At 69.7% G+C, this 25,733-nt stretch carries 25 protein-coding genes; 15 read left to right on the top strand and 10 right to left on the bottom strand.

All coding sequences use genetic code 11. The features are described from left to right. Positions 1–23: 23 nt before the first annotated feature. The 11 genes from MKK54_RS21695 to MKK54_RS21645 all read left to right on the top strand — a co-directional run bounded on the left by MKK54_RS21695 (position 24) and on the right by MKK54_RS21645 (position 14,954). Positions 24–1,553: a malonate--CoA ligase gene (locus MKK54_RS21695; protein WP_244014119.1), complete on the top strand. Its 1,530-nt coding sequence runs from the start codon at positions 24–26 to the stop codon at positions 1,551–1,553. Positions 1,554–1,622: 69 nt separating this feature from the next. Continuing rightward, the gene (locus MKK54_RS21690; protein ID WP_244014117.1) at positions 1,623–2,543 is read left to right on the top strand and encodes an alpha/beta hydrolase; all 921 of its coding nucleotides are present in this window, start codon (positions 1,623–1,625) and stop codon (positions 2,541–2,543) included. Between the two features lie 140 nt (positions 2,544–2,683). Next, positions 2,684–3,841, top strand: coding sequence for a YihY/virulence factor BrkB family protein (locus MKK54_RS21685; protein WP_244014115.1), 1,158 nt, complete (start codon positions 2,684–2,686; stop codon positions 3,839–3,841). Positions 3,842–3,921: 80 nt separating this feature from the next. Further along, positions 3,922–4,332 (top strand): peptide-methionine (R)-S-oxide reductase MsrB, encoded by a 411-nt coding sequence (gene msrB / locus MKK54_RS21680; RefSeq protein ID WP_244014113.1) that lies wholly within the window; start codon positions 3,922–3,924, stop codon positions 4,330–4,332. Between the two features lie 350 nt (positions 4,333–4,682). Then, entirely contained in the window at positions 4,683–5,600 is a 918-nt protein-coding gene (locus tag MKK54_RS21675) for a hypothetical protein (protein ID WP_244014111.1), read from the top strand. 397 nt (positions 5,601–5,997) lie between these two features. Continuing rightward, positions 5,998–7,404 carry a dicarboxylate/amino acid:cation symporter gene (locus tag MKK54_RS21670; protein ID WP_244014109.1) on the top strand — a complete coding sequence of 469 codons (1,407 nt, stop codon included), beginning with the start codon at positions 5,998–6,000 and terminating at the stop codon, positions 7,402–7,404. A 24-nt stretch (positions 7,405–7,428) separates the two neighbouring features. Then, entirely contained in the window at positions 7,429–8,328 is a 900-nt protein-coding gene (locus MKK54_RS21665) for an ROK family protein (RefSeq protein ID WP_244014107.1), read from the top strand. A 78-nt stretch (positions 8,329–8,406) separates the two neighbouring features. After that, entirely contained in the window at positions 8,407–9,432 is a 1,026-nt protein-coding gene (locus MKK54_RS21660; RefSeq protein ID WP_244014105.1) for an ArsR/SmtB family transcription factor, read from the top strand. A gap of 71 nt (positions 9,433–9,503) precedes the next feature. Continuing rightward, positions 9,504–10,445: a methylenetetrahydrofolate reductase [NAD(P)H] gene (gene metF, locus MKK54_RS21655; protein ID WP_244014103.1), complete on the top strand. Its 942-nt coding sequence runs from the start codon at positions 9,504–9,506 to the stop codon at positions 10,443–10,445. A 155-nt stretch (positions 10,446–10,600) separates the two neighbouring features. After that, the gene (metH, locus tag MKK54_RS21650) at positions 10,601–14,356 is read left to right on the top strand and encodes a methionine synthase (RefSeq protein ID WP_244014101.1); all 3,756 of its coding nucleotides are present in this window, start codon (positions 10,601–10,603) and stop codon (positions 14,354–14,356) included. Positions 14,357–14,507: 151 nt separating this feature from the next. After that, positions 14,508–14,954, top strand: coding sequence for a hypothetical protein (locus MKK54_RS21645; protein ID WP_244014098.1), 447 nt, complete (start codon positions 14,508–14,510; stop codon positions 14,952–14,954). Between the two features lie 8 nt (positions 14,955–14,962). On the opposite strand, the gene MKK54_RS21640 is transcribed toward MKK54_RS21645, so the two are convergent. Continuing rightward, positions 14,963–15,172, bottom strand: a complete 210-nt coding sequence (locus MKK54_RS21640) for a hypothetical protein (protein WP_244014096.1) — start codon at positions 15,170–15,172, stop codon at positions 14,963–14,965. A gap of 219 nt (positions 15,173–15,391) precedes the next feature. Between MKK54_RS21640 and fae the strand changes: the two genes are divergently transcribed. Further along, a complete protein-coding gene (fae, locus tag MKK54_RS21635) occupies positions 15,392–15,931 on the top strand; it encodes a formaldehyde-activating enzyme (protein ID WP_244014094.1) in 540 nt (179 codons plus the stop codon). 39 nt (positions 15,932–15,970) lie between these two features. On the opposite strand, the gene MKK54_RS21630 is transcribed toward fae, so the two are convergent. Beyond that, positions 15,971–16,414: a hypothetical protein gene (locus tag MKK54_RS21630; protein ID WP_244014092.1), complete on the bottom strand. Its 444-nt coding sequence runs from the start codon at positions 16,412–16,414 to the stop codon at positions 15,971–15,973. Between the two features lie 434 nt (positions 16,415–16,848). On the opposite strand from MKK54_RS21630, the gene MKK54_RS21625 reads away from it, so the two are divergent. Then, positions 16,849–17,805, top strand: coding sequence for a D-2-hydroxyacid dehydrogenase family protein (locus MKK54_RS21625; protein ID WP_244014089.1), 957 nt, complete (start codon positions 16,849–16,851; stop codon positions 17,803–17,805). A gap of 21 nt (positions 17,806–17,826) precedes the next feature. On the opposite strand, the gene nudC is transcribed toward MKK54_RS21625, so the two are convergent. The 3 genes from nudC to MKK54_RS21610 all read right to left on the bottom strand — a co-directional run bounded on the left by nudC (position 17,827) and on the right by MKK54_RS21610 (position 19,481). Next, on the bottom strand, positions 17,827–18,732 hold the full coding sequence (gene nudC / locus MKK54_RS21620) for an NAD(+) diphosphatase (protein ID WP_244014087.1): 906 nt from the start codon (positions 18,730–18,732) through the stop codon (positions 17,827–17,829). 4 nt (positions 18,733–18,736) lie between these two features. After that, on the bottom strand, positions 18,737–19,153 hold the full coding sequence (locus tag MKK54_RS21615; protein ID WP_244014085.1) for an HIT domain-containing protein: 417 nt from the start codon (positions 19,151–19,153) through the stop codon (positions 18,737–18,739). A 73-nt stretch (positions 19,154–19,226) separates the two neighbouring features. Next, a complete protein-coding gene (locus MKK54_RS21610; RefSeq protein WP_244014083.1) occupies positions 19,227–19,481 on the bottom strand; it encodes a hypothetical protein in 255 nt (84 codons plus the stop codon). A 173-nt stretch (positions 19,482–19,654) separates the two neighbouring features. On the opposite strand from MKK54_RS21610, the gene MKK54_RS21605 reads away from it, so the two are divergent. Beyond that, on the top strand, positions 19,655–20,617 hold the full coding sequence (locus MKK54_RS21605) for a UDP-3-O-acyl-N-acetylglucosamine deacetylase (protein ID WP_313898409.1): 963 nt from the start codon (positions 19,655–19,657) through the stop codon (positions 20,615–20,617). A gap of 16 nt (positions 20,618–20,633) precedes the next feature. Here MKK54_RS21605 and MKK54_RS21600 read toward each other — a convergent pair whose 3' ends face one another. From MKK54_RS21600 to MKK54_RS21580, 5 genes are all read right to left on the bottom strand, one after another. Then, positions 20,634–21,413 carry a molybdopterin-dependent oxidoreductase gene (locus MKK54_RS21600; RefSeq protein ID WP_244014081.1) on the bottom strand — a complete coding sequence of 260 codons (780 nt, stop codon included), beginning with the start codon at positions 21,411–21,413 and terminating at the stop codon, positions 20,634–20,636. Next, a complete protein-coding gene (locus MKK54_RS21595) occupies positions 21,413–22,045 on the bottom strand; it encodes a cytochrome b/b6 domain-containing protein (RefSeq protein ID WP_409564227.1) in 633 nt (210 codons plus the stop codon). Before MKK54_RS21595 ends, MKK54_RS21600 begins: the two co-directional genes overlap by 1 nt. A gap of 78 nt (positions 22,046–22,123) precedes the next feature. Beyond that, positions 22,124–22,723: a hypothetical protein gene (locus MKK54_RS21590; RefSeq protein WP_244014076.1), complete on the bottom strand. Its 600-nt coding sequence runs from the start codon at positions 22,721–22,723 to the stop codon at positions 22,124–22,126. A 105-nt stretch (positions 22,724–22,828) separates the two neighbouring features. After that, entirely contained in the window at positions 22,829–23,428 is a 600-nt protein-coding gene (locus MKK54_RS21585; RefSeq protein ID WP_244014074.1) for a hypothetical protein, read from the bottom strand. 172 nt (positions 23,429–23,600) lie between these two features. After that, on the bottom strand, positions 23,601–24,461 hold the full coding sequence (locus MKK54_RS21580) for a universal stress protein (protein WP_244014072.1): 861 nt from the start codon (positions 24,459–24,461) through the stop codon (positions 23,601–23,603). 558 nt (positions 24,462–25,019) lie between these two features. Here MKK54_RS21580 and MKK54_RS21575 point away from each other — a divergent pair. Further along, positions 25,020–25,730: a DUF4142 domain-containing protein gene (locus tag MKK54_RS21575; RefSeq protein WP_244014070.1), complete on the top strand. Its 711-nt coding sequence runs from the start codon at positions 25,020–25,022 to the stop codon at positions 25,728–25,730. Positions 25,731–25,733 lie beyond the last annotated feature (3 nt).

The following is a 25,733-nucleotide window of genomic DNA, read 5'->3' as shown; positions in this document are numbered from 1 at the left end:
TTGAGAGCGTATCCAGTCCGACCATGTCCAATCACCTCTTCGATCTCGTCCGCGCCAGCCTGCCCGCCGATCCGGCGGCCAAGGTCTTCCTCGAGACCGGCGAGGGCGCGCGCTACTCCTATGCCGACCTCGTCGTGCGCTCCGGCGCCTACGCGGCGGCCCTCGTCGAAGCGGGGGTGAAGCCGGGCGACCGGGTCGCGGTGCAGGCGGAGAAGAGCGCGGAGTTCCTGTTCCTGTATCTCGGCGCCGTGCGGGCCGGCGCGGTCTTCCTGCCGCTCAACACCGCCTATACGCCGACCGAGATCGCCTATTTCCTCGGCGATGCCGAGCCCGCCCTCTTCGTCTGCGATCCGGCCAAGCACGCGGCCCTGGAGGCCGTGGCGCGCGGCGCCGGCGTACCGGTCCTGCACACCCTCGACGCGCAGGGACGCGGCAGCCTGGCGGAGGCCGCCGACGCGGCAGCGGAAGCCTTCGCCGACGTGGCGCGCGGGCCCGACGACCTGGCCGCCATCCTCTACACCTCGGGCACCACCGGCCGCTCGAAGGGCGCCATGCTGAGCCACGAGAACCTCGCCTCGAATGCCCGCACACTCGGGGCATCCTGGCGCTTCACGGCCGACGACGTGCTGCTCCACGCCCTGCCGGTGTTCCACACCCACGGCCTGTTCGTGGCCACCAACACGGTGCTCGCCACGGGCGGCACCCTGCTGTTCCTGGGACGGTTCGACCCGGCCCGGGTCCTCGCTCTGATGCCGCGCGCCACCGCCATGATGGGCGTGCCGACCTTCTACACCCGCCTCCTGAAGGAGCCCGGCCTGACGCCGGAGGTGACCGCCGGCATCCGCCTGTTCGTTTCGGGCTCCGCGCCGCTGCTGGCCGAGACCCACCGCGACTGGGAGGCCCGCACGGGCCACGCCATCCTGGAGCGCTACGGGATGACCGAGACCAACATGAACACCTCGAACCCCTACGCGGGCGCGCGGGTGGCGGGGACGGTCGGACCCGCACTTGCGGGCGTCGCCGTGCGCGTGGTCGATCCCGAGACGGGCGCCGGCCTTGCCACCGACGCCGTCGGGATGATCGAGGTGAAGGGCCCCAACGTCTTCCAGGGTTACTGGCGCATGCCGGAGAAGACGGCGGCCGAGTTCAAGGCGGACGGATTCTTCGTGACCGGCGACCTCGGGAAGATCGACGGGCAGGGCTACGTCCACATCGTCGGACGCGGCAAGGACCTCATCATCACGGGCGGCTACAACGTCTACCCGAAGGAGGTCGAGAACGAGATCGACGCGCTCCCGGGCGTGATCGAATCCGCGGTGATCGGCCTCGCGCATAAGGATTTCGGCGAGGGGGTCACGGCCGTGGTCGTCGGCCGGCCGGACGTTCCCGACGAGGCCGCGATCCTGCGCACGCTGGAGGAGCGCCTCGCCCGCTACAAGTGCCCGAAGCGCGTGCTCTTCGTCGAGGAATTGCCGCGCAACGCCATGGGCAAGGTCCAGAAGAACGTTCTGCGCGAGACCTATGCGGGGCTGTACGCGTCCGAGCGGGCCTGACGCGCCATCCGGGCGAGAGGCGGATGGCGGGGCGGCCGCCGGTCTTTGCGGCCCGGAAAGGAGGCTTCGATGGATCGTCGCACCCTGCTGCTCGCGGCTGGCGGGACTCTCCTGGCCGGTTCTCCGAGGGCCGACCCGGTCGTCACCGTCATCCCGCTCTGGCCCGGGCTTCCGCCGGGCGGCGGCGGGCCGTCCGGTGCCGAAGTGGTGAGCGCCAAGGGCGCGGTGAGCCGGATCGGCGTGCCGGCCCTGGAAGTCTTCGGTCCCGATCAGCCGAACGGCGCTGCCGTCCTGATCGCCGCCGGCGGCGGCTACCGGCGCATCCAGATGGAGAACGAGGCGCGCCCGGCGGCCCGCTGGCTCGCCGCGCGCGGCATCACGGCCTTCGTGCTGGCCTATCGCCTCCCGGAGGAGGGCTGGGCCGAGGGGGCACGCGCACCGCTCCAGGATGCGCGGCGCGCCCTGCGCCTGATCCGCGCGCGCGCCGCTCGGGACCGCCTCGACCCGGAGCGGATCGGCGTCCTCGGCTTCTCGGCCGGCGGCCACCTTCTCGGCTTGGCCGCGACCGGTGCCGCGTTCGCCGCCTATCCCCCGGTGGACGCCGCCGATGCGCTGTCCGCCGAGCCCAATGGTGCCGCCCTCATCTACCCGGTCATCACCCTGGTGCCGCCCCTCGACCGGACCGTGACCCGACGCGTTCTGGTCGGCAGCAGGCCCGCGCCCGCGACGAGCGCGGAATGGTCCGTCGAGACCCACGTGCGCGCGGGATGTCCGCCGATGTTCCTCGTCCAGGCGGAGGACGATCCCATCTCGGACTCGGACAATACCCGCATGATGGCGGAGGCCTGCCGACGGGCGGGCGTGCCCGTCGAACTGCATCGTCTCGCCAGCGGCGGCCACGGCTTCGGGATGGGCCGCGCCGGCACCCCGAGCGCCGCTTGGCCGAGCTGGTACGAGGCCTGGCTGCGCCGCGCGGGAATGCTCGCCTAGCCCCGGGGCGTCGTCCGCGCCGGCCAGCCTCGAACACGGACCGTGCGAACGCCCACGGGCGTGCCATAGCGGCGGAACGGCCAAGCCTGCATCACGTTGAGCCATCGCGTTGAATCGACGCGCGCTCCACCCGGTCTCCGATGTCGTCTGCCCCACGCCCCACACCCGCGCCGAACGGCGATGTCGCGACATCGCTCCTCTGGACCCTCTTCCTCGGGACGGCCCTCGTCGCGCTCGCGGCCGCACCGAAGCCCTCGGGCCGCGCGATGCCGGCGGCACCGCGATCCCGCGATCCGTCCGACCGGGGCGGCGCGCGCTCGTACGAGGGGGCGGCCGCCGAGCATGTCGCCGCCACGCAGGCCGGGCGCGGGCGCGCCGCGCGCTCACCCGCCGAGATCACGGCATCGGGATGGAAGGACATCCTCTACCGGGTCTATCTCGAGTTCAACAACGACCGGGTCCTCTCCGTGGCGGCGGGCGTGACCTTCTACTCGCTGCTGTCGCTGTTCCCCGCCATCGCCGCGCTGGTCTCCTGCTACGGCCTCGTGGCCGATGTCGGCTCCATCAACGATCATCTCGCCAGCATGCAGGGCGTACTGCCCTCGGGCGCCATCGAGATCATCGGCGATCAGGTCAAGCGCATCGCCGCGAAGGGCAACGGCACCCTCGGGCTCACCTTCTTCACCAGCCTGCTGCTCTCCCTCTGGAGCGCCAACGCCGCCATGAAGGCGATGTTCGATGCGCTCAACGTCGTCTACGAGGAGCAGGAGAAGCGCTCCTTCGTCATGCTGAACCTGCGCTCGCTCACCTTCACCATCGGAGCGCTCGGCTTCACCATCCTGGCGCTCACCGGCATCGTCGTGCTGCCGGTGGTGTTCAGGTTCGTGGGCCTCAGCGACACCGCCTGGCTCATCGCCCTGCTGCGCTGGCCCGCCCTCCTCATGGTGCTGCTCGGCGGCCTGTCGCTGCTCTATCGCTACGGCCCGAGCCGCGAGCGCCCGCGCTGGCGCTGGGTGGGCGTCGGCGGCGCCGTGGCGGGCCTGCTCTGGCTCGTCGCCTCGATCCTGTTCTCCTGGTACGTGTCGAGCTTCGGCAATTACAACGAGACCTACGGCTCGCTCGGCGCCGCCATCGGCTTCATGACCTGGATCTGGATCTCGACCACGATCGTCCTGCTCGGCGGCGAGATCAATGCCGAGATGGAGCACCAGACCGCGCACGACACGACGACCGGGCCGGAGGCGCCGATGGGCGCGCGCCGCGCCCGCATGGCCGACACCCTCGGGGCGGTGGCGTGAGGGTGGTCTCCCCCTGGACCCGGCGGGTGCCTATCTAGGGGAGAGCGACGCCACGGAGCGTCACAGGAGCAGGTCCCCACATGGCTTCGACGCCCACCGACGATATCGAGACCCGCAGCGAGGCCGACTGGCGGGCCATCCTCACGCCCGACCAGTACCGGGTGCTGCGCGAGCACGGCACCGAGCGGGCGGGGACGAGTTGCCTCAACGCCGAGAAGCGGCCCGGAACCTTCCACTGCGCCGGTTGCGACACGCCGCTCTTCGCCACCGGAACCAAGTTCGAATCCGGCACCGGCTGGCCGAGCTTCTTCGACCCGCTGGACGGAGCGGTGGAGACGACGGTCGACCGCAGCCACTGGATGACCCGCACCGAGGTCCATTGCGCGCGCTGCAAGGGGCATCTCGGTCACGTCTTCGACGACGGGCCGCCGCCCACGGGCCTGCGCTACTGCATGAACGGGATCTCGCTCCGGTTCGAGCCGAAGGCTTGACCGGCACGGTCCGATCCGACGCGCCTCCGCCATCCGGCCCCTGACGGCCTCGGATGGCGGAGGACGGGATGGGGATGAACCCACATCTCCGGTGGGATGGTCTTGATTTCGCCGTCGTTTTGCTTAGTCCGGAAGACGCATTATTGGACGGTCGGCCCCGAAACGCTTCGGACGATCCCAAGATATCCTACTGTCATGGTTTCACGGTTCGGCTCCCGTCCTCCGGCCCGTGACGCCACCTTGAAATCGGTCGGTCCGCTCTGCCTGTCCAGGTTGGCGGCCCTGACGCCAGCGTCCGCCCAGGCTGCGATCGCCGCCGGGCCGGCCGCCGCCTTCCGCGGAGAATGTCGATGAGCCTCGTACGCCGGTTTCTCGTGGCCCCGTCCCTGGTCCGCCTCATCCGCAAGGAACGCGGCGCCGCCCGGATCAGCGAGGGTTACTTCGCGCCGCAGGCCGGTCGGGTCTCCTACGTCCGGGTCGACGGCCAGAACTGCCATCTCGTCCTCGTCACCTCGGCGCCCGACGGGGCCACGAGCGAGGAGCGCACCGACGTGCCGCGCGCCCACGGCGACGCCCTCATGGATGTCTGCTCCGGCAAGGCCGCGTATGATCGGACCGGTCTCGCCCTCGGCGGCGGCCGCGACGCGCTGATCGACCGCTATGTCACGCCGGGCGACCTCGACCTCGTCAGCGTGTCCTTCGAGGGGCAGGACGAGGCCAATGGCTTCGTCGTGCCGGCGTGGTTCGGGCCCGAGATCTCGGCCGATCCGAGCTACGACCGTCATGCCATCGCGCTGCAGGGGCCGCCGCAGCCCGGTGAGATCGCCCTGAGCAACGCCGCGCTGGAGGCGGTTCTCGACCTCGTGGAGCCGCGCTTCGGCTTCGGCCGCTTCGGCGGTGCCCCGAAGTCGGGCGACGGCGACGGCATGATGAAGGCCCTGCGCCGCGTCGCCGGCGGCGCGGCGATCGCGACACCGGCCGTGGCCGTGGCCGAGGCCGCCCCCGAGCCCGCCCCGGCGGCCGAGGAGCCCGCTCCGGTCGAGGCCGCCGCACCGCCCGAGCCCGTCCCGAAGGAACGCCACGAGGCGGCGCCCGAGCCGACGCCCGAGCCGGCCCACCCGATCGACTCCCGCATCGACGACGTCATCGAGAGCCTGTCTCAGGCGCTCGGCAATCCGCAGCCGCAGGGCACGTCGCGTGGCGAGGACGACATCGCCGCGGAATTCGAGCGCTGGACCGTTCGTCCCCGGCGCACCCAGCAGACCTGACCCATCGGCCGGACGATTCGCGCGCCGCCCTGGCGCGCGGTCAAGCCTAGACGCACGCGAGCATGGGCCGGGCCGCACGCCGCCATGTCTCGTCCGCCCGCATGCCGCCGCTCGCCCGTGATCCGAGCGCCAGGAGGCCCGTTTCACGGGCCACGTCCCGCCCACGCGGCGGCTGCCCCCTGGATCGCAGCGCGACCGGCGAACGACCCCTGCCCCCGCCCGATCTGCCTCCGGACCGGCGCGGCCGGGCGTTGCTCCACACGTTTCTGCGCGCTGGCGGTGTGATGCCCCTTCGTTTGTCACTTCGGCATGGAACCCGTGATTGAGCGGTGTGAATAAACTGGCTAGCGTCCGGATTAACAATCAGCGGGCTGAGCTGAGCACATCGGGAGGGAACATGGCCCAGGCGACGACACAGGGAGCGATCGAGGCTGGCGCCGCCCGCACCCACAAGGAGCCCTGGTACAAGGTGCTCTACATCCAGGTGCTGATCGCCATCGCACTCGGCATCCTCCTCGGCTACCTGCATCCGGAATGGGGCAAGTCGGTCAAGTGGTTGGGCGATGCCTTCATCGCACTGATCAAGATGATGATCGCGCCGATCATCTTCTGTACCATCGTTCACGGCATCGCATCGATCGGAGACCTGAAGAAGGTCGGTCGCGTCGGCCTGAAGGCTCTGGTCTATTTCGAGGTGGTGTCCACCATCGCGCTGCTCATCGGCGTGCTCGTCGGTGAGGTGGTCAAGCCGGGCGCGGGCTTCAATGCCGACGTGACCAAGCTCGACGGCAAGTCGGTCGAGAAATACGCCAAGATGGCGGCCGACGATTCCGTCACCGGCCATATCATGGCGCTGATTCCCAAGAGCTTCTTCGACGCCTTCGCCACCGGCGACCTGCTGCAGGTCCTTCTGATCTCCATCCTCACCGGCGTCGTCGTCACCGGCATGGGCCAGCGCGGCGAGGCGATCACGCACGCCATCGATACGGCGGGTCAGATCTTCTTCCGCATCATCGGCCTCGTCGTGAAGCTCGCCCCCATCGGCGCCTTCGGCGCCATGGCCTTCACCATCGGCCAGTACGGCATCGGCAAGGTGGTGGATCTCGCCTGGCTCGTCGGCACCTTCTACGTCACGGCGTTCCTGTTCGTCGTCATCGTCCTCGGCGGCATCGCCCGGGTCGCCGGCTTCTCGATCTTCAAGTTCCTCGCCTACATCAAGGACGAACTCCTCATCGTGCTCGGCACCTCGTCCTCCGAGACGGTGCTGCCGCACATGATGACGAAGATGCGCCGCCTCGGTGCGTCCGATTCCGTGGTCGGCCTAGTGATCCCGACGGGCTACTCGTTCAACCTCGACGGCACCAACATCTACATGACCTTGGCGTCGCTGTTCCTGGCCCAGGCCGTGGGCGCGGACCTGTCGTTCGGCCAGTACGCCACCATCATCCTCGTGGCGATGCTGACCTCGAAGGGCGCGTCCGGCGTCACGGGCGCGGGCTTCATCACCCTCGCGGCGACCCTCTCGGCCATCCCCAACAACCCCGTGCCGGTGGCCGCCATGACCCTGATCCTCGGCGTCGACAAGTTCATGTCGGAGTGCCGGGCCATCACCAACCTGATCGGCAACGGCGTCGCCACCGTCGTGGTCAGCCGCTGGGAGGGTGAACTCGACCAGGAGAAGCTGCGCCAGGTGATGGCGCATCCGGTCTCGATCGGCACCGACATCTCCGACCACGCCCCGAACATGGACGCGAACACCGTCCCGGTCTCCACGGCGGCACCGGTTCCCGCGCCCGCGCGCTGAGGACGCCTCGGAGAAGACGGAACCGTGCGCATCGGGATCGATCTCGGCGGCACGAAGATCGCCGGAATCGCCCTCGACGAATCGGGGGTGTCGCGGGCCGAGCATCGGGTCGCGACACCCCGGAACGACTACGCGGGGACCCTCGCGGCGATCGGCGGCCTGGTCGCCCTCATGGAGGCCCGGACCGGAACCACCGCTACGGTCGGGATCGGGATGCCGGGGGCGATCTCCCCGAGGACCGGGCTCGTCAAGAACGCCAACTCGGTCTGGCTGAACGGGCGTCCCTTCGCCCGGGATCTCGAACGGGCGCTGGGTCGGCCCGTCCGCATCGAGAACGATGCCAATTGCCTCGCGGTCTCGGAAGCCGTCGATGGGGCCGGGGCCGGGCTCGGGACCGTGTGGGCCATCATCCTGGGAACGGGGGTGGGCTCGGGCATCGCGATCGGCGGGCGCGCCCTGTCCGGTCGCGGGCGCATCGCGGGCGAATGGGGTCACAACCCGCTGCCCGCGCCCCGTGACGACGAGCGGCCCGGGCCGGCCTGCTATTGCGGGCGCCACGGCTGTCTCGAGACCTGGGTCTCGGGGCCGGCGCTCGCGGCCGATCACGCCCGGCACACCGGCCGTAACATGGGCGGGGAAGCGGTGATCGCCGCCTTGCGTGTCGGCGAGGCGGATGCGCGAGCGACGCTCGACCGCTACCTGGACCGGCTCGGACGCGGCATCGCCCACGTCGTCAATCTCCTCGATCCCGACGTGATCGTCGTCGGCGGCGGCCTCTCGCGCGTGCCCGAGATCATCGCGGGCCTGCCCGAACGGATCGCGCCCCACGTCTTCTCGGACGCCTTCGACACGCCCGTTCGTCCGAGCCGGCACGGGGACGCCTCCGGTGTTCGGGGCGCGGCCTGGCTCTGGAACACGCCCTGAGGCGCCCGCCTCGCGACGTCGCCTCAAAGCCCAACGAGGCGCTTGTCACGAGTTTCGTTTTCACATAAAGATATCTTTATGTCTCACACGGGGTTCCATCTCGCGCCTCCACTGCCCTTCGCCGACGCCCTCGCCATCCTGCGCGCGGCCGCCGAGGAGACGCGCCTGCGCATCCTCGCGCTCCTGGCCGCCGGCGAATTGTCGGTCTCGGACCTCACCGACATCCTGGGGCAATCGCAGCCGCGCATCTCGCGCCATCTCAAGCTTCTCGTCGAGGCCGGTCTGGTCGAGCGTCACCGCGAGGGCGCCTGGGCGTTCTTCCGCCTCGTGGAGGAGCGCGCGGCCCTGGTTCAGCCGCTGATCGCCGGGCTCGATGCCGCGCGGCCGCCCCTCTCCGAGGATTTCGCCCGGCTCGAGGCGGTGCGGGCGCAGCGCGCGGAGGCGGCGCAGACGTTCTTCGCTCGTCTCGCGCCGAAATGGGACCGCCTGCGTTCGCTCCACGTTCCCGAGGCCACAGTCGAGGCCGCGGTGCTCGACGCGCTGGGGGATCGCCCGATCCAGAACCTCGTCGATCTCGGCACCGGCACCGGACGGATGCTCGGGCTCCTGGCCGGGCGCGCGGCGCGGGCCGTGGGTCTCGATTCCAGCCACGCCATGCTGTCGGTGGCCCGCGCGAATCTCGAGCGCATGGGTCTGTCGCGGGTCGACCTGCGACAGGGCGACATCCACGCGCCCCCCTTCGGGCGCGGGGGTTTCGACCTCGTCGTGGTGCATCAGGTGCTGCATTATCTCGACGATCCGGCGCGTGCCCTACGGGAAGCCGCGCGTCTCGTCGCGCCCGGCGGGCGCCTTCTGGTGGTGGATTTCGCACCCCACGATCTCGAATTCCTGCGCGAATCCCAGGCGCATCGGCGCCTCGGCTTCGCGCCCGAGCAGGTGGCGGGCTGGCTCTCCGATGCAGGCCTGCCGAGTGTCGCCACCCGGGACCTCGCCCCCACCGGCGAGGTCGAGGACCAGTTGACCGTGACGCTCTGGCTCGCCACCGACGTGGTGGAACCCTACGCCGGGGTCTCGCTTCGCACCGAGGAGCGGGCTGTCGCCTGATGGCGTCCGCCCGCTTCGTCAAAACCCCCTTCACCGACCGTCTGAACCGACCGACATAGAGGACGACCCCGATGCCATCCGCTTCCCAACATCGCGCCAGCCGCGACGGCTATCGTCCGATCCGGGTCTCCATCGAGTTCTTCCCGCCCAAGACCGAGGAGATGGAGAAGATCCTCTGGTCGTCGATCGAGCGCCTGGCGCCGCTCCAGCCGAAATTCGTCTCGGTGACCTACGGAGCCGGCGGCTCCACGCGCGAGCGCACGCACAACACCGTGGCGCGGATGGTCAAGGAAACGAGCCTCCAGCCCGCCGCCCACCTGACCTGCGTGGACGCCACCCGGGAGGAGATCGACGCCGTCGTGCAATCCTACTGGGACGCCGGCGTGCGCCACATCGTGGCCCTGCGCGGCGACCCGGCCGAGGGCGTGGGGAACGCCTACCGGCCGCATCCCGGTGGCTATGCCCAGACCTCGGACCTCGTGGCCGGCATCAAGCGGATCGGCGATTTCAAGGTCTCGGTCTCGGCCTACCCCGAGAAGCACCCGGAGGCCTCCTCGCTGGACGCCGACATCGACGCCCTGAAGGCCAAGGTCGATGCCGGCGCCGACCAGGCGATCACGCAGTTCTTCTTCGAGAACGACATCTACCTGCGCTACGTCGACAAGGTGCGCGCCGCCGGCATCGACATCCCGATCATCCCCGGCATCCTGCCGGTGCAGAATTTCAAGCAGGCGGCGAACTTCGCGCGCCGCACCGGCGCCTCGGTGCCATACTGGCTCGCCGCGCGGTTCGAGGGGCTCGACAACGACGTCGACACGCGCCGCCTCGTGGCGGCGTCGGTGGCGGCCGAGCAGGTGCTCGACCTCGTCGATCAGGGCGTGAACGACTTCCACTTCTACTCGATGAACCGCTCCGACCTCGTCTACGCCATCTGCCACGTGCTCGGGCTCCGGGCCCAGGCGCCGAAGGTGGCTGCGAAGGAAATCGCCAAGGAAGCCGCCAAGGCAGCCTGATCACACCTTGTCCCGGGGCGCCGAAGGCGAGCCCGGGCTCCAGACACGCCAACCCTGTCGAACTTCCAAACCTGTCGAACTTCATTGTCCGGACCCGTCGCGGTTCTGGATTCCGGACGCCGCTCCGTGGCCCCGGAATGACGCGTGAGAAATCCATGACCGACCTGCGCTCCGTTGACGGACACGAAGTCGAAGCCGCCCTGCGCCAGCGCGCGGCCGAAAAGATCCTCGTCCTCGACGGGGCGATGGGCACCGTGATCCAGCGCCTCGGCTACGGCGAGGCGGACTTTCGCGGGGAAAGGTTCGGGGATCACGGCCACGATCAGAAGGGCAACAACGACCTCCTGATCCTGACGCAGCCCGACGCGATCCGGCAGATCCACCTCGACTACTTCCTCGCCGGCGCCGATGTCTGCGAGACCAACACCTTCTCGGGCACCACCATCGCCCAGGCCGATTACGGCATGGAATCGATCATCCACGAGCTGAACGCGCAGGGCGCCCGCCTCGCCCGCGAGGCCGCTGCCCTGGCCGAACAGCAGGACGGCCGCCGCCGCTTCGTCGCCGGGGCCATCGGGCCGACGAACCGCACCCTGTCGATCTCGCCGGACGTGAACAATCCCGGCTACCGGGCCGTGACGTTCGACCAAGTGAAACAGGCCTATGTCGAGCAGGTGCGCGGCCTGATGGATGGCGGCGCCGAACTCATCCTCATCGAGACGATCTTCGACACCCTCAATGCGAAAGCCGCCGTGGCGGCCGCCTGGGCGGTGTTCGAGGAGCGCGGCATGGTGCTGCCGATCATGATCTCGGGCACCATCACGGATCTCTCCGGCCGCACCCTCTCGGGCCAGACGCCGGAAGCGTTCTGGAACGCGCTGCGCCACGCGAGCCCGCTCACCATCGGCCTCAACTGCGCGCTCGGCGCCCGCGAGATGCGCGGCCACATCTCGGAACTGTCGCGGATCGCCGACACCCTGGTCTGCGCCTATCCGAATGCCGGCCTGCCCAACGAGTTCGGCCTCTACGACGAGAGCCCCGAGGCCATGGGCAAGCTCGTTGGTGAGTTCGCCACCTCGGGCCTCGTCAACATGGTCGGCGGCTGCTGCGGCACCACGCCGGACCACATCCGCGCCATCGCGCAGGCCGTCGAGGGCGTGAAACCCCGCGCGATCCCTGAGGTGCCGCGCCTGATGCGCCTGTCGGGTCTTGAGCCGTTCACGTTGACGAAGGAGATCCCCTTCGTGAATGTCGGCGAGCGCACCAACGTCACGGGTTCCGCCAAGTTCAGGAAGCTCGTCACGGCCGGCGATTACGCCGCGGCGCTGGATGTCGCCCGCGATCAGGTGGCGGCGGGTGCGAGCATCATCGACGTCAACATGGACGAGGGCCTGCTCGATTCCGAAAAGGCCATGGTCGAGTTCCTCAACCTCGTCGCCGCCGAGCCCGACATCGCCCGCGTGCCGGTGATGATCGATTCCTCGAAATTCCACGTCATCGAGGCCGGCCTGAAATGCGTTCAGGGCAAGGCCATCGTGAACTCGATCTCCATGAAGGAGGGCGTCGAGAAGTTCATCGCCGACGCCAAGGTCTGCCGCTCCTACGGCGCGGCGATCGTGGTGATGGCTTTCGACGAGCAGGGGCAGGCCGACACCCTGGAGCGCAAGGTCGAGATCTGCACCAAGGCCTACCGGGTCCTGACCGAAGAGGTCGGCTTCCCGCCGGAAGACATCATCTTCGATCCCAACGTGTTCGCGGTGGCGACCGGCATCGAGGAGCATAACGGCTACGGCGTCGCCTTCATCGAGGCGACCCGGACCATCCGCGAGACCCTGCCCCACGCCCACATCTCGGGCGGCATCTCGAATCTCAGCTTCGCGTTCCGCGGCAACGAGCCCGTGCGCGAGGCGATGCACGCGGTGTTCCTGTACCACGCCATTCAGGTCGGCATGGACATGGGCATCGTGAATGCCGGCCAGCTCGCGATCTACGACGAGCTTCCGGCCGAGCTGCGCGAGCTCTGCGAGGACGTGGTCCTCGACCGCCGCGACGACGCCACCGACCGTCTGCTCGACGCCGCCGCGCGCTTCAAATCCGGCGGCGGGGTCCAGGCCAAGACCGCCGACCTCACCTGGCGCGAGGCCCCCGTCGAGAAGCGCCTGGAGCACGCGCTGGTCAACGGCATCACCGAGTACGTGGTCGCCGACACCGAGGAGGCGCGCCTGCAATCCGCGCGTCCGCTCCACGTCATCGAAGGCCCGCTCATGGCCGGCATGAACGTGGTCGGCGACCTGTTCGGCTCCGGAAAAATGTTTCTGCCGCAGGTGGTCAAATCCGCCCGCGTGATGAAGCAGGCGGTGGCCTATCTCGAACCCTTCATGGAGGAGGAGAAGCGGGCCAATGGCGGCGACGGCAAGCGCCAGGCCGCCGGCAAGATCCTGATGGCGACGGTGAAGGGCGATGTCCACGACATCGGCAAGAACATCGTCGGCGTCGTGCTGGCCTGCAACAACTACGAGATCATCGATCTCGGCGTGATGGTGCCGGCGGCCAAGATCTTGGACGTGGCGCGCAAGGAGAACGTCGACATCGTCGGCCTGTCCGGCCTCATCACCCCGTCCCTCGACGAGATGGTGCATGTGGCCGCCGAGATGGAGCGCGAGGGCTTCTCGGTTCCCCTGCTCATCGGTGGGGCCACGACGAGTCGCGTCCATACCGCCGTGAAAATCCACCCCTACTACAACCGGGGGCAGACGGTGTACGTCACCGATGCGAGCCGCGCGGTCGGCGTGGTGTCGAGCCTGCTGTCGAAGGAGACGCGGGACGCGACCATCGAGACCATCCGCGCCGAGTACCGCAAGGTCTCGGACGCCCATGCGCGCTCGGAACTCGACAAGCAGCGCCTGCCCCTGGCGAAAGCCCGCGCCAATCCCTTCCGCATCGACTGGTCGGGCTACGCACCGAAGAAGCCCACCTTCACGGGCGCGCGCGTCTTCGCCTCCTACGAGGTCGCCGACCTCGTGCCCTATATCGACTGGACGCCGTTCCTGCAGACCTACGAGTTCAAGGGGCGCTACCCGGCGATCTTCGAGGACCCGAACCAGGGTCCGGCGGCCAAAGCCCTGTTCGACGACGCGCAGGAGATGCTGGCCCAGATCGTGGCCGAGCGCTGGTTCAACCCGAAGGCGATCATCGGCTTCTGGCCGGCCAACAGCGTCGGCGACGACATCGCGCTGTTCACCGGCGAGAGCCGATCGGACAAACTCGCGACCTTCTTCGGCCTGCGCCAGCAGCTGACGAAGCGCGACGGCCGGGCCAATACCTGTCTGTCCGACTTCGTGGCTCCGGCCGAGACGGGGATCGCCGATTACGTCGGCGGCTTCGTGGTCACGGCGGGCCTGGAGGAGGTGCGGATCGCCGAGCGCTTCGAGCGGGCGAACGACGATTACCGCTCGATCCTGGTCAAGGCGCTCGCCGACCGCATCGCCGAGGCCCTGGCCGAGCGCATGCACGAGCGCGTCCGCAAGGAGTTCTGGGGCTACGCCGCCGACGAGGCGACCCTGCCCGAGGATCTGGTCCGCGAAGAGTATGCCGGCATCCGGCCCGCCCCCGGCTATCCCTCGCAGCCCGACCACACCGAGAAGGTGACGCTGTTCGACCTGCTCAAGGCCGAATCCCGCATCGGCGTGAAGCTCACCGAGAGCTACGCCATGTGGCCGGGCTCGTCGGTCTCGGGCCTCTACATCGCCCACCCGGAGGCGCATTACTTCGGCGTCGCCAAGGTGGAGCGCGATCAGGTCGAGGATTACGCCGTCCGCAAGGGCATGGACGTGCGCGAGGTGGAGCGCTGGCTCGGCCCGATCCTGAACTACGATCCCGCGCGCTATCTCGCAGCGGCTGCGGCGGAGTAGGACACGCCCGCCCCGGCTCCCGCGCGGACGGGGGCCGGGACGGCGAAAGCCGCGGGAGTGTGGCCGGGCGAGGCTTGACCGTGGGCGCGCCTGCGCTTCAATGCCGATCCGGCTGAAACTCGGCCCGAGACAAGCGAAGGGTGCCCCGATCGTGTACCGGCTCACCGGCTCCCTCGCCGCGACCTTGGCCCTTGGCTTCCTCGCCTCGGGTTGCACAGGCTTTGCCTATCTCTCGAAGACCTATGTCAGTCTGACGCCCCAGGTCGTCACCATCGGCTGCAAGGACCCTTACGAGGTCTACGACCAGCGCCGGGTGCGCAAGATGCTGATCGTCTCCAATGTCCTGCGGGAGACCACCGGCTGCGGCATCGACGATGCGTTCTCGGGCGGCGACCCGGCCCTGACCCGCGTGAAGCGGTTCCGCGAGGCGGCCCGCACCTATCTCGACGAGACGGTCCGCGAGGATTGCCGGATCACCGGCGAGACGGTGTTCACCGATTTGCAGACCGAGTTCAGCTACACCTGCGCCGGGCCGATCGAACCGCGCGGCACCAAGGTCCCGCGCCTGCCGGGCCGCAGCAACCGCGTCGGGCTTTAACCCGCGCCCTAGCTCCCGGAGGGCGCACGCGGGAACGTGCGTTCCATCGCGTCGCCCGAGGCCGCGAGCAGCGCCCGGGCGAGGGTGCGCGCTTCCTCCCGGTCCAGCGCCAGGATCGCCGTGACGGGCCGTCCCGCGAGATCGGGCAGGCCGATCTCGATCCGGACGCCGTCGGGGGCCGCCGCGACGGCCAAGCTCCAGTCCCGTTCCGTACTCATCGGATCACGCGCCTCTCCGGTGCCGGCGACGCCTCGCGTCCCCGGCGGCCCTGCATGACCGATCCCGTGGCGCGAGACCAGGGCCAGGGGCGCAAGGAAGCAGCGAAAGGAAGGGGCGCGGGCCTGCGATTGACGGGCCCCGGCCCTCTGGTGTTTGTGCGCCCCCAGCCGTCCCACCCTGTCGGGCACGGTCCCCATCCGTTGAAGGAAGACCCCCATATGTCCGAGATCTGGTTCCGAACCGGCGAGGCGACCGTGCTCGCCGCCGAGGGGCAGTACACCGACGCCATGCCCGAGGTGCTGATCGGCTCCACGCGCGGCCCGGCCGGACAGGCCTTCGCGGGCATGATGGGGCAGGTCCAAGGGCACACCCGGATGTTCGTGGTGCGTGACCTCAACCAGCTGGTGCGCCCGGCCACGATGATGACCACCAAGGTCACGATCCACACGGCCGAGTATGCCGAGCTCCTCGGCGGCGTCGTCCAGGCGGCGACAGGCGATGCGATCATCGATTGCGTGATCGAGGGCGTGCTGCCGAAGGACGGCCTCGACGAGCTGTGCATGATCATCATGATCTGGCTCGATGAGCGCTGCGGCTCCGATCCGAACCTCGACCGCAAGGATCTCTACCGCACCAATTACGAGGCGACGAAGCTCGCCATCGCTCGCGCCATGAAGGGCGAGCCGACCATCGACGAACTCATCGCCAACCGGAAGACGGTGAAGCACTACGCCCTGGAAGACGTGATCGAGTATTGATCGACCGGTGCGGGGCGCGGGCTTCCTATCCGCGTCTCGTCACTGGGGCGGAATCCGACCCACCGAGCAGAGCGTGCGGATCGAGCCGCTGCTGTCGGTGTAGCAGCTCGCCGACCAGCCGTTCTGCTGGATGAAGGATTTGCGCCGCTCCCGCAGGGCGGTGGCATGCGCCGTGGCGATGGCGGACTGGACCGCGCTCGCGCTCTCGCCGACCACGATCTCGGCCGCCACCGCGAGGTCCGCGAAGTAGGCCGCCGAAGGGGTCGGCTCGGCGGAGGCCGCCTGCACGATGGGCTCGGCCCGGCAGGTGAGATCGAGCTTGAGACCGCCGGGGATGCGGATGTCGATGCTGGGCCCCGTGCGCCGGCCGACCTTGGCGCTCAGCGCGGAGGCGATGCGGGCGGCGAGGCCGTCGCATTCGTCGGCCCGCGCCAGGCCGGGCGTGAGGATCAGGAGGGCCGCGAGGGCGCTGGGCAGTCGCATGATCGTGGAGAACCTTCGGCTGAATACTGGGTTCGGCGGATGTCCGCCCCCGCGCCGTCGCGCGGGCAGACCGCAATGGCTCATGCTCATCGAGGTCCGGTCTCGGCGTCGCGGCGGTCAGATCTAATCCGGGCGGTGTCCGCTGACCAGCCGAGGCGCCCGATGCGCCGGCGCTGGTGGCGTCCCGCCAGGGCGACCCGTCCGGGGGCGTGCGCGGCGCGTGTTTCGAGATGGCCGAGGAAGGGAATCGTCCGGGGCCGGGTCCTCCACGCCGAAATCCTCCGGCGGGAGGGCGATGCGCATCCGGCCCTCGCTGGCGCTCGGGCGTCCCAGGAAGGCGAGGCGGCACTGGCCCTTCTCGGAGCGGCGGTTGCCGAGGGTGGCCAAGGCGGCCGCGGTGGGATACCGGGCGATACCTCAGGGACGAACCCGCCATGCTCACTTGCGCGATCCTCGACGATTACCAGGGCGTCGGCCTCACGATGGCGGATTGGTCGGGACTGACCGACCGCATCGTGCCGCGTGACCTGCGCAGTCCCTTCGCCACCCAGGACGCCCTGGTCGCCGAGATCGCCGATTGCGAGATCGTGGTGATGATGCGCGAGCGCACGCCGTTTCCGGCCGAACTCTTCGCCCGCCTGCCTCGGCTGAAACTCCTCGTGACCAGCGGCATGCGCAACGCGTCCATCGACCTCGCCGCCGCGCGGGCGCACGGCGTCACGGTCTGCGGCACCGCGAGCCATCCCGAGCCGCCCGTGGAACTGACATGGGCGCTGATCCTCGGCCTCGCCCGCCACCTCGTGCCGGAGGCGCAGGCCCTGCGGACGGGCGGCCCCTGGCAGGGCAGCGTGGGCGGCGATCTCGCCGGACGCCGCCTCGGCCTCATCGGCCTCGGCAAGACGGGCAGCCGCGTCGCCCGGATCGGGCAGGCCTTCGGCATGACGGTCGGTGCCTGGAGCCAGAACCTCACGGCGGAGCGCGCCGAGGCGGAAGGGGTCACCCTGGCGCCCTCCCTGGAGGCCCTGCTGGAGACGAGCGACGTCGTCTCGATCCACCTCGTCCTGAGCGCGCGCACGCGCGGCCTCGTGGACGCCGGCGCCTTACGCCGGATGCGGCCCGACGCCCTCCTCATCAACACCGCGCGCGCGGCGATCGTGGACGAGGGCGCCCTGCTGACGGCGCTGACCGAGGGATGGATCGCGGGCGCGGGCCTCGACGTCTTCGAGACCGAGCCGCTGCCGCAGGATTCACCCTGGCGCAGGCTCCCCAACGTGCTGGCGACGCCGCATCTCGGCTACGTCACGATGCGCAACTACCGCACCTACTTCCCCGAGATCGTGGAGGATATCGGCGCCTTCCTCGACGGCGCGCCGATCCGCCTCCTCGGGTAAGTGGATAGGGCTTGTCCGCCCTCACGCACGTCCCTCGCCGAAGGCCCGCATCAGCAGGTTCGCGATCGCCATCGGGGGCGGGGTGGTCAGGCCCTCGGGGTGGCGGCCCGCCATCATCGCCTCCACCTCCGTCCGCGAGAACCAGCGCGCGTCGGCGAGTTCCACCGGGTCGATGACGATCGCCGCGTCCCGCGCCTCGGCGACGCAGCCGATCATCAGGGAGGCGGGGAACGGCCAGGGCTGCGAGGCGTGGTAGCGCACCGCGCCGATGGTCAGGCCGACCTCCTCGAAGGTCTCGCGCCGCACCGCGTCCTCGATGGTCTCGCCCGGTTCGAGGAAGCCGGCGAGGCAGGAATACATCCCGGTGTTGAAGCGCGGCGAGCGGCCGAGCAGGCAGGCCTCGCCATGGGTGATCAGCATGATCACCACGGGGTCGGTGCGGGGGAAGTGATGCGTCCCGCAGGCCGCGCATTCGCGGCGGTATCCGCCGGCCGCGAGGGTGGTCGCGCTTCCGCACTGGGCGCAGAAGCCGTTCCGCGCGTGCCAGCTCAGCAGCGACTTCGCGGTGGCGAGCAGCCCGAGTTCGTGGGGTGCGATCCGGCCCTCGCTGGCGAGGCTGCGCAGATCGTTGCTGGGAAACGACGGGGCGACATCGTCGGTGCCGGCGACCTCGGCCGGCACGGCGGCGGCGAAGACCGGCGCCCCGTCGACCCGGCCGAGGAACAGCGTGAGGCCAAGCACTCCCGCCCGCGCCGCCTCGGCGGGCGTGAGGAGGGCGGTGTTCTCTGAGAGCAGGATCCGGTCGCCCGAGAGGATCACGATGCGGGCGCCCTCCGCGTCGAGGTCCGGGACCGCCTCCGCGCTCTCGGCGGAATGGCGCACGAGTCGAGTGTGGGCGTAGCCGAGCTGGCTCGAGGGATCGTCCATGGTCTCAGGCCGCGGCGAACAGCGCGCCGATGCGCTCGATCATTTGGGCGCGGGCGTGAGGCGGGTAGGGCGTCGCGGTGCCGATGCCCCAGACCGGCCTCGGCCAGGCCGGATCGGATCGGAAGCGGCCGATCACATGGACGTGAAGTTGAGCCACGACGTTGCCGAGGGCCGCGACGTTGACCTTGTCGGGCTTGGCGAGCGCCAGCATCACGCCGGTGGCGATCCGCATCTCGTCCATCAGCGCGTGCGCATCCTCGGGCGGAAGGTCCGTGATCTCGCTGGCGCCGGCCCGGCGGGGCACCAGGACCAGCCAGGGAAAGCGCGCATCGTCCATCAGCAGCACGCTGCAGAGGGCGAGATCGCCCACGTGAACGGCGTCGGCGGCCAGCTGCGGATCGAGGGAGAAATCGGTGCTCATCGGCGTGCGATGTAGAGCGGAACCGAGGGGGATGCGAGGGGCGCCGGGCGCGATCCCCGTGCCGACGAACGACTCAGTCCGGAATCGCGTAGCCCACAGCCGTGCAGATCACGGCGATCGCCGTGAGGCTCACCGCGAGCCGACTCAGCTTCCCGAAGTGATGCGCCGCGGCCGGCTTCGAGGCCGCCGCGCCGAGACCCATGTCGTCCTCGTGGCGCGCGACCAGGACGTCGAGGCCCGGGAAGGCGCGCATCGCGAGCCACAGCCACATGCCGAACGCCGCGAGGCTGCAGATCTCGCCGCTGTAGGTGAAAATGTGATCGAGCATGAGCCGCCTCGATTGATGGCCCCCGAGGGAAGCCATAGGGCGGATTCGTCAACGGCGCCAGTTCCGAAAATCGTCCGTCCGCCTCTAGGGAATCAAACCCGAATGTGGTTGCACTGTGTTTCCCGAAGCGCAGCCACATCCTGGCGGGTATGCCGAGAATACAAGGCCCGGGCATGACCCATCCGATCACCTCCACGGTTCCCGGCGCGGGCTCTCCTCCCCAAGGGCTCGTGGCACCCGCCGCGCGGATGTCCGCGCCGTTCGGGCGCGAAGCGACGCTCGCGGCGGCGTTCGAACTGCGCGGCCGTGGCCTCCACACCGCCCGACGGGCCGTCGTTCGTGTCTGTCCCGCCGAGGCCGGCACGGGCGTCCTGTTTCACCGCCACCTGCGCAACGGCCGCGTCATCCGCGTTCCGGCGCTCTGGGACAGGCGCATCTCGCAGCCTCTCTGCACGGCGCTTCAGGACGCCGACGGCCTCCTCGTCCGGACCGTCGAGCACCTGCTGGCGGCGCTCAGCGCCCTGCGGATCGACAATGCCCGCGTCGAACTCGACGCGGAGGAACTGCCGATCTTCAACGGCAGCGCCACGCCCTGGTGCGACGCGATCCGGGAGGCCGGGCGGGTCGAGTTGCCGGCGCCGCGCAGGGTGATCCGGGTGCTGCGCCGCGTCGAGGTCCGCGACGGCCGCCGGTCGCTGCGCATCGAACCCGCCGAGCGGCTGTCCGTCGCGGCGCGCCTCGCGCTTGCGCATTTCGGCGAGATGACCTGGGAGGGCGACATCACGCCGGACAGCTTCACGCACGACATCGCACCGTCGCGCAGCTTCGGCCGCCTCAAATGGGCGTTGCCCGCCAAGCTCTACGCCGTCATCACCCGGCGCCCGGTCCTGCGCGGGGCCAGCTTCTCGACGACCGCCGCGATCTTCGGAGGCCGGGTCATCGGCGGCATGACCGTTCCGGACGAGCCGGTGCGCCACCGCATTCTCGACCTGATCGGCGATCTGTCCCTCGCCGGTCATCCGATCCTGGGGCACGTCACCGCCGCCCATACGGGCCACGAGTTGAACCACGCCCTGGTGGCGCGCCTGATGCGCGACCCGTCCGCCTGGGAGCTGACGGGCGCGCGGGAGGGGTGAGGCCTGCGCGGGCCTATCAGATCCCGCTGAACCAGTTGTAGCCCTGGTCCTCCCAGTAGCCGCCCTGATAGTCGTTGGTCACGAAGATCGCCGCGATGTGCTTGGGGCTCTTGAAGCCGAGCTTCGTCGGCACGCGCACCCGCAGGGGATAGCCGTATTCGGGTGCGAGGGGCTGACCGGCGAAGTCGAGGGCGAGGATCGTCTGCGGGTGCAGGGCGCTCGGCATGTCGAGGCTGCCGTAATAGCGGTCGGCGCATTTGAAACCGACATACTTGGCGGTCAGGTCGGCGCCGGCCCGCTCGAGGAAGGTTCGTAAGCGCACGCCGCTCCACTGCCCGATCTGGCTCCAGCCCTCGATGCAGATGTGGCGGGTGATCTGGCTCTCCTGCGGCAGGGCGCGCAACGTCTCCAGCGTCCAGGGCGCCTTGTCGGCGACGAGGCCGCTCACCTCGAGCTTCCAGGTCGCCTCGTCGATCTCCGGGATGTTGTCCGGCGGATAATAGGCGTTGAAGCGGAACGGCGTGTCGATCATCGAGGCCGGGTAGGTCGGGGCCAGGGTGGCCGGGTCGAACAGCCATTGCTGGACCCGGTCGTTGGCCCGCGACATGGCCCACAGCACCCGGTCCGCCAGGGTGCCGTTGCTGCCCGAGGAGAGGTCGCAGCCCGAGAGCAGGGTCAGGGCGCCGACGGAGAGGCCGCCGCGCAGGAGCGTGCGGCGCTCCAGGCTCGCGAGGTCCGGGGCGATGTCGCGGCGCAGGGCCTTGAGACGGGCGGCGGTGTCGAGGTCGCGGGGCATCAGGCGGCGGGCTCCCCGGTGACGCGGGCGCGGCCGGTGATCATCGCCGGCAGGGTGCTCGGCACGACGACCACGAGGGCGAGGTGGAGCAGGATGAAGCCCGCCAGACCCGCCATGGCGAAGAAGTGGACCCGGCGCGCCCACTCGTAGCCGCCGAACAGGTTCGCCAGCGCCTGCCACTGCACCGGCTTCCACAGGGCGCAGCCGGAGGCGACCAGCAGGAGACCGAGCACGATCGCCGCCAGGTAGGCGAGGCGCTGCACCGCGTTGTAGCGGCCGACCCGGTGGTTCAGCCGGAGCGCGAGGGCGGCGCGCGCGTCGCGCCAGACCGCGCCCGGGCTCAAGGGCAGGAAGGCGGTGGCGAAATGCCGGGCGAGGAGACCGTAGGCGACGTAGGCGAGACCGTTCAGGACGAAGAGCCACATCGCGGCGAAGTGCCAGGCGAGCGCGCCGCCGAGCCAGCCGCCGAGGATCGCCCATTTCGGGAAGACGAAGGGAAAGAGCGGCGAGGCGTTGTAGATCGCCCAGCCGCTGAACAGCATGCAGAACACCGCGACCGCGTTGATCCAATGGGTGATCCGCACCACCAGGGGGTGGATCACCAGGAGGCGCGACGGCGTTTCGGGCACGATCGTCAACGAAAATCTCCGGACCGGGAGGCGATGTCAGGGGGCTTCCCGCCGGCGGATGCCGGCGGGAAGGCGTCGAGATCACATGGACGGAACGGTGCCGTTGCGGCCGACGATGAGCACGATGGCGTTCGGCTTGCCGTCGGCCCCGGCCTTGGTGAAGGCCACGACCTTGGCGCCTGCCACCACGATGCTCTTCTCGCCCGGGTCCACCAGGGTCACGGGAACGTCCTCGGGCACCACGACCTTCTTCTCGCCGCCCTGGTACTTGACTAGCAGGGTGCGCCCTTCCGTGCCGGACAGGCTGCCGATGGCACCGTTGGTCATGGTGGAGTTGGAGCCGAGATCCCACGGGTAGTGGCCGTCGGCGGTGCCGCGCAGGGAAGAGGCGAAGACCGTGACCTGCAGCGCCTTCTGGGTCCCGTCCGGCTGCGGGATCGCGGCGGTGCCGATGTAGCTCTCGGACTTGATGTCGGAGAGCTTGCCGGTGCTGGCGGCCAGGATCTTGGTGTCACCCCCGAAGGTCACGGTCTTGGTCTCGCCCGTGCGGGGCTTGATCGTCACGGTCGAGCCGTCGATGGCCTCGATGGTGCCCCGGTAACGCACCACGTCGTCGGCGCGGGCGGGCGCGGCGGCGAGCGCGAGGCCGAGGGTCAGTCCGGTCAGCAGCGTCTTCATCATGGCGTTTCACTCTCCTTGTGGTGGGGAACGCGCGGCGGACGCGCCCCGTCTGACCCGTTGATCCGGGTTTGTTCGCGAGCCGCCGTGTCGCGCGGCGGCTCGACCTCACATCGGTGGGACGGTTCCGTTCTCGCCGACGATCACCCGGTCGGCCACGGCGACGCCGTTCGCGTCGGCTCTCGTGACGGCGACGACGCGGGCGCCGGCCTTGATCGCGCTCCTGTCGCCGGGCGCCAGGGACACCACCGGCACGCCCTCCGGGACCGTGATGGTCTTCTCGCCGCCCTTGTAGGTCACCCGGATGGTACGGTCGCCGGTGCCCGAGAGGGTGCCCACCGCACCATTGGTCATGGTGCTCTCCTTCTCGAGGTCCCAGGGATAATGGCCGTCGCCGGTGCCGCGCATGCTCGGCGCGAAGACCGCGACCTCCAGGGCCTTGAGCGTTCCGTCGGGCTGCGGCGTGGCGGCGGTCCCGATATAGCTGTCGGGCTGGATGTCGCCGATCCTGGCGTTGTTGGCGGTCGCGACCCGCACGGATTCGGCGAGCGTCACCTGGACCGATGCGCCGAGACGCGGCTTTATCGTGACATGCGCGCCGTCCACCGCCTCGATCGTGCCGCGAATCCGAACCACAGGAGAATCGGCCCAGGCCGGCAGGGCGAGGGCAGAGAGCGCAAGGGAGAGGGCGACGATCGGCGACTTCATGCGATGGGTCCTGGCAGCCGGTCCGAGCCGGCCACCGGGAACGTGCGCCGATTTGTACCCGTGCGCAAGTCAATTGCGCGCGATCCGAATGTCGGGCCCGTGGTCCGATGCCGCGCGCCTCGCCGGAGGACGCGCTCCGTTTCGAAAAATCGAGCCCTGTCGATGATCTTCGTCAGTGGGCCATCAGCATCGGAATCGCCGCGTGCGTCAGGAGGTGACTCGTCGGTCCGCCGAAGATCATCTGGCGCAGCCGGCTCTGGGTGTAGGCGCCCTTGATCAGCAGGTCGCAGCCGAACCCCTCGGCCTCGGCGAGGAAGACTTCGCCCGGTGTCCGGCGACCGGCGGAATAGGCACGGAAATCCGCTGAAATCCCCTCGCAGGCCAGCGCGCGGGCCAGCTCTTCCGCGCTCGGGCCCGGCACCGTGCCGCCCTCGACGCTGATGACGCGGATGCGTTGCGCCTGGCGCAGGAACGGCATCGCGAAGGCCACGGCCCGCGCGGTCTCCGTGGAGCCGTTCCAGGCGATCAGGATCGCGTCGCCCAGGGTCGCCGGGGCGATCGGCGGCGCCAGCAGGATCGGCCGGCCGCTCTCGAACAGGGCGGTCTCGAAGGTGGTCATGCGCGGGCTGCCGTCCTCGGTCCCCGGCCGGCCCACCACCGTGGCGGTGAACAGGCGCGCATATTGCCCGAGGAAAGCGTCCCCCGCCGGTGCGTCGGCGCGCCAGCGATACCGGGGTCCCGCCGAGGTCACGGCCTCCGGCAGGCAAGGGCCCTCGGTCGCGAGGGGAACGCCGGCCTGGTTCATGAAAGTGACGAACTGGCTTCCGGCCGTCTCGGCCTCGGCCTTGTCGGCCTCCTCGTCGCGCAGCCAGGTCATGCCTCCGACCATGTCGACGGGAACGTATTCGGCCAGCGCCGGCCGCAGGGACACGCCCTCGATCAGGCTGCCGAACCGGCGGGCGGCCAGGATCGCGGTCTCGAAGACCGAAGGAAGCGCATCGTGAAGCGCGACGGGGACGAGCAGGGTCTTCATGGACGTGCCTTTCGCGCCGCAGCCCGGAACGGTGCGAGGCTAGAGCGAAACCGACGCTCCGGAAACCGGCGCGGCTGCGATCTCCCGCGCGTTTTCCCGATCCTGCGCTCTCCGATCGATCCCCTCGGTCGCCACAGGTGCGATCCCCGGAAAAGGGCAGGCGAGCGTCCGTGGCTCCAACCCGTCATTCCGGGGCGCCGCGGGCGAGCCGAGACTCTCGAACGCCCCGGACGATCCATCCCGAACCCGTCGTCGGACGCTTTCCCGTGGAGCGTTTCCTCTCGGCCGCTGTCCTCAAAGCCCATCGGCGCGCCGGGAGGCGTCGCGACAATCCTCGACCCTGATCCGGTGATGACATGGAGCGTATAGATGCCATGAAGCTTGGCCTTTCCGAAGTGAACCGCTCTGCCCGTGATCCAAGAATGAAACGATTTTTGCCTGGAACCCAATCGCTCTTGCTTCGTTGGCCCCGCGATCGTGGCGGGTCGACGTTGTTTTCGAGGCGGATTAGCCTCGCGGCCCCGTATGCCACGCGAGTTATTCGAATTCGAGGATCTCATGATCAAGAAAACCTTTGCCGTGACCGCCGTGATGGCTGCCCTCGCAGCCCCCGCCTTTGCGCAGGGCATGCCGGGCGACTTCCGCATGGAGGCCATGCAGGCGAACGCCTTCGAGATTCAGTCGAGCCAGATCGCCCTCGACAAGAGCCGCAACCCGCAGGTGCTGCGCTTCGCCCGCGAGGCCATCCGTGATCACCGCGCCGCGAACGTGGCCCTGGCCGGCGGCGCGGGCAACTACGCGGCCGTTCGCGGCAGCGAGGGGGTCGGCGGCCTGATCACGGCACCGCTCGCGGTCGCCGGTGGCGCCGTGGGTGCGGCCACGGGCGCCGCGGCGGGTGTCGTCGGTGGAACCCTGAGCGGCGGCCCGGTCGCGGGTGTCGAGGGCATCGGCAGCGGTGCGGCACGTGGTGCCGAGACCGGCAGCCGCGCCTTCCGTGGCGACGTGGACACCACGGCCGGCACGACGATCATCGAGCCGAACCCGCAGCAGCAGGCGATGCTCGCCGAGCTGTCGCAGACCCCCGCCGGCCCGCGCTTCGATCGCCTCTACGGTCGCATGCAGGTCCAGTCGCACGAGATGACGATCGGCATGTTCCGCTCCTACGCGGCCTCCGGCCCGAACCCGGCCCTGCGCGCGCATGCCGAGCAGGCCCTCCCGGTGCTGCAGTCCCACTACCAGATGGCGCAGCGCCTGCCCGGCGCCCGCTGAGGC

The organism is Methylobacterium sp. J-068 (assembly GCF_022829445.1).
Taxonomy (GTDB): domain Bacteria; phylum Pseudomonadota; class Alphaproteobacteria; order Rhizobiales; family Beijerinckiaceae; genus Methylobacterium.
Note: the sequence above shows the minus strand (reverse complement) of the source record. Positions and strands in the feature narration are given on the sequence as shown.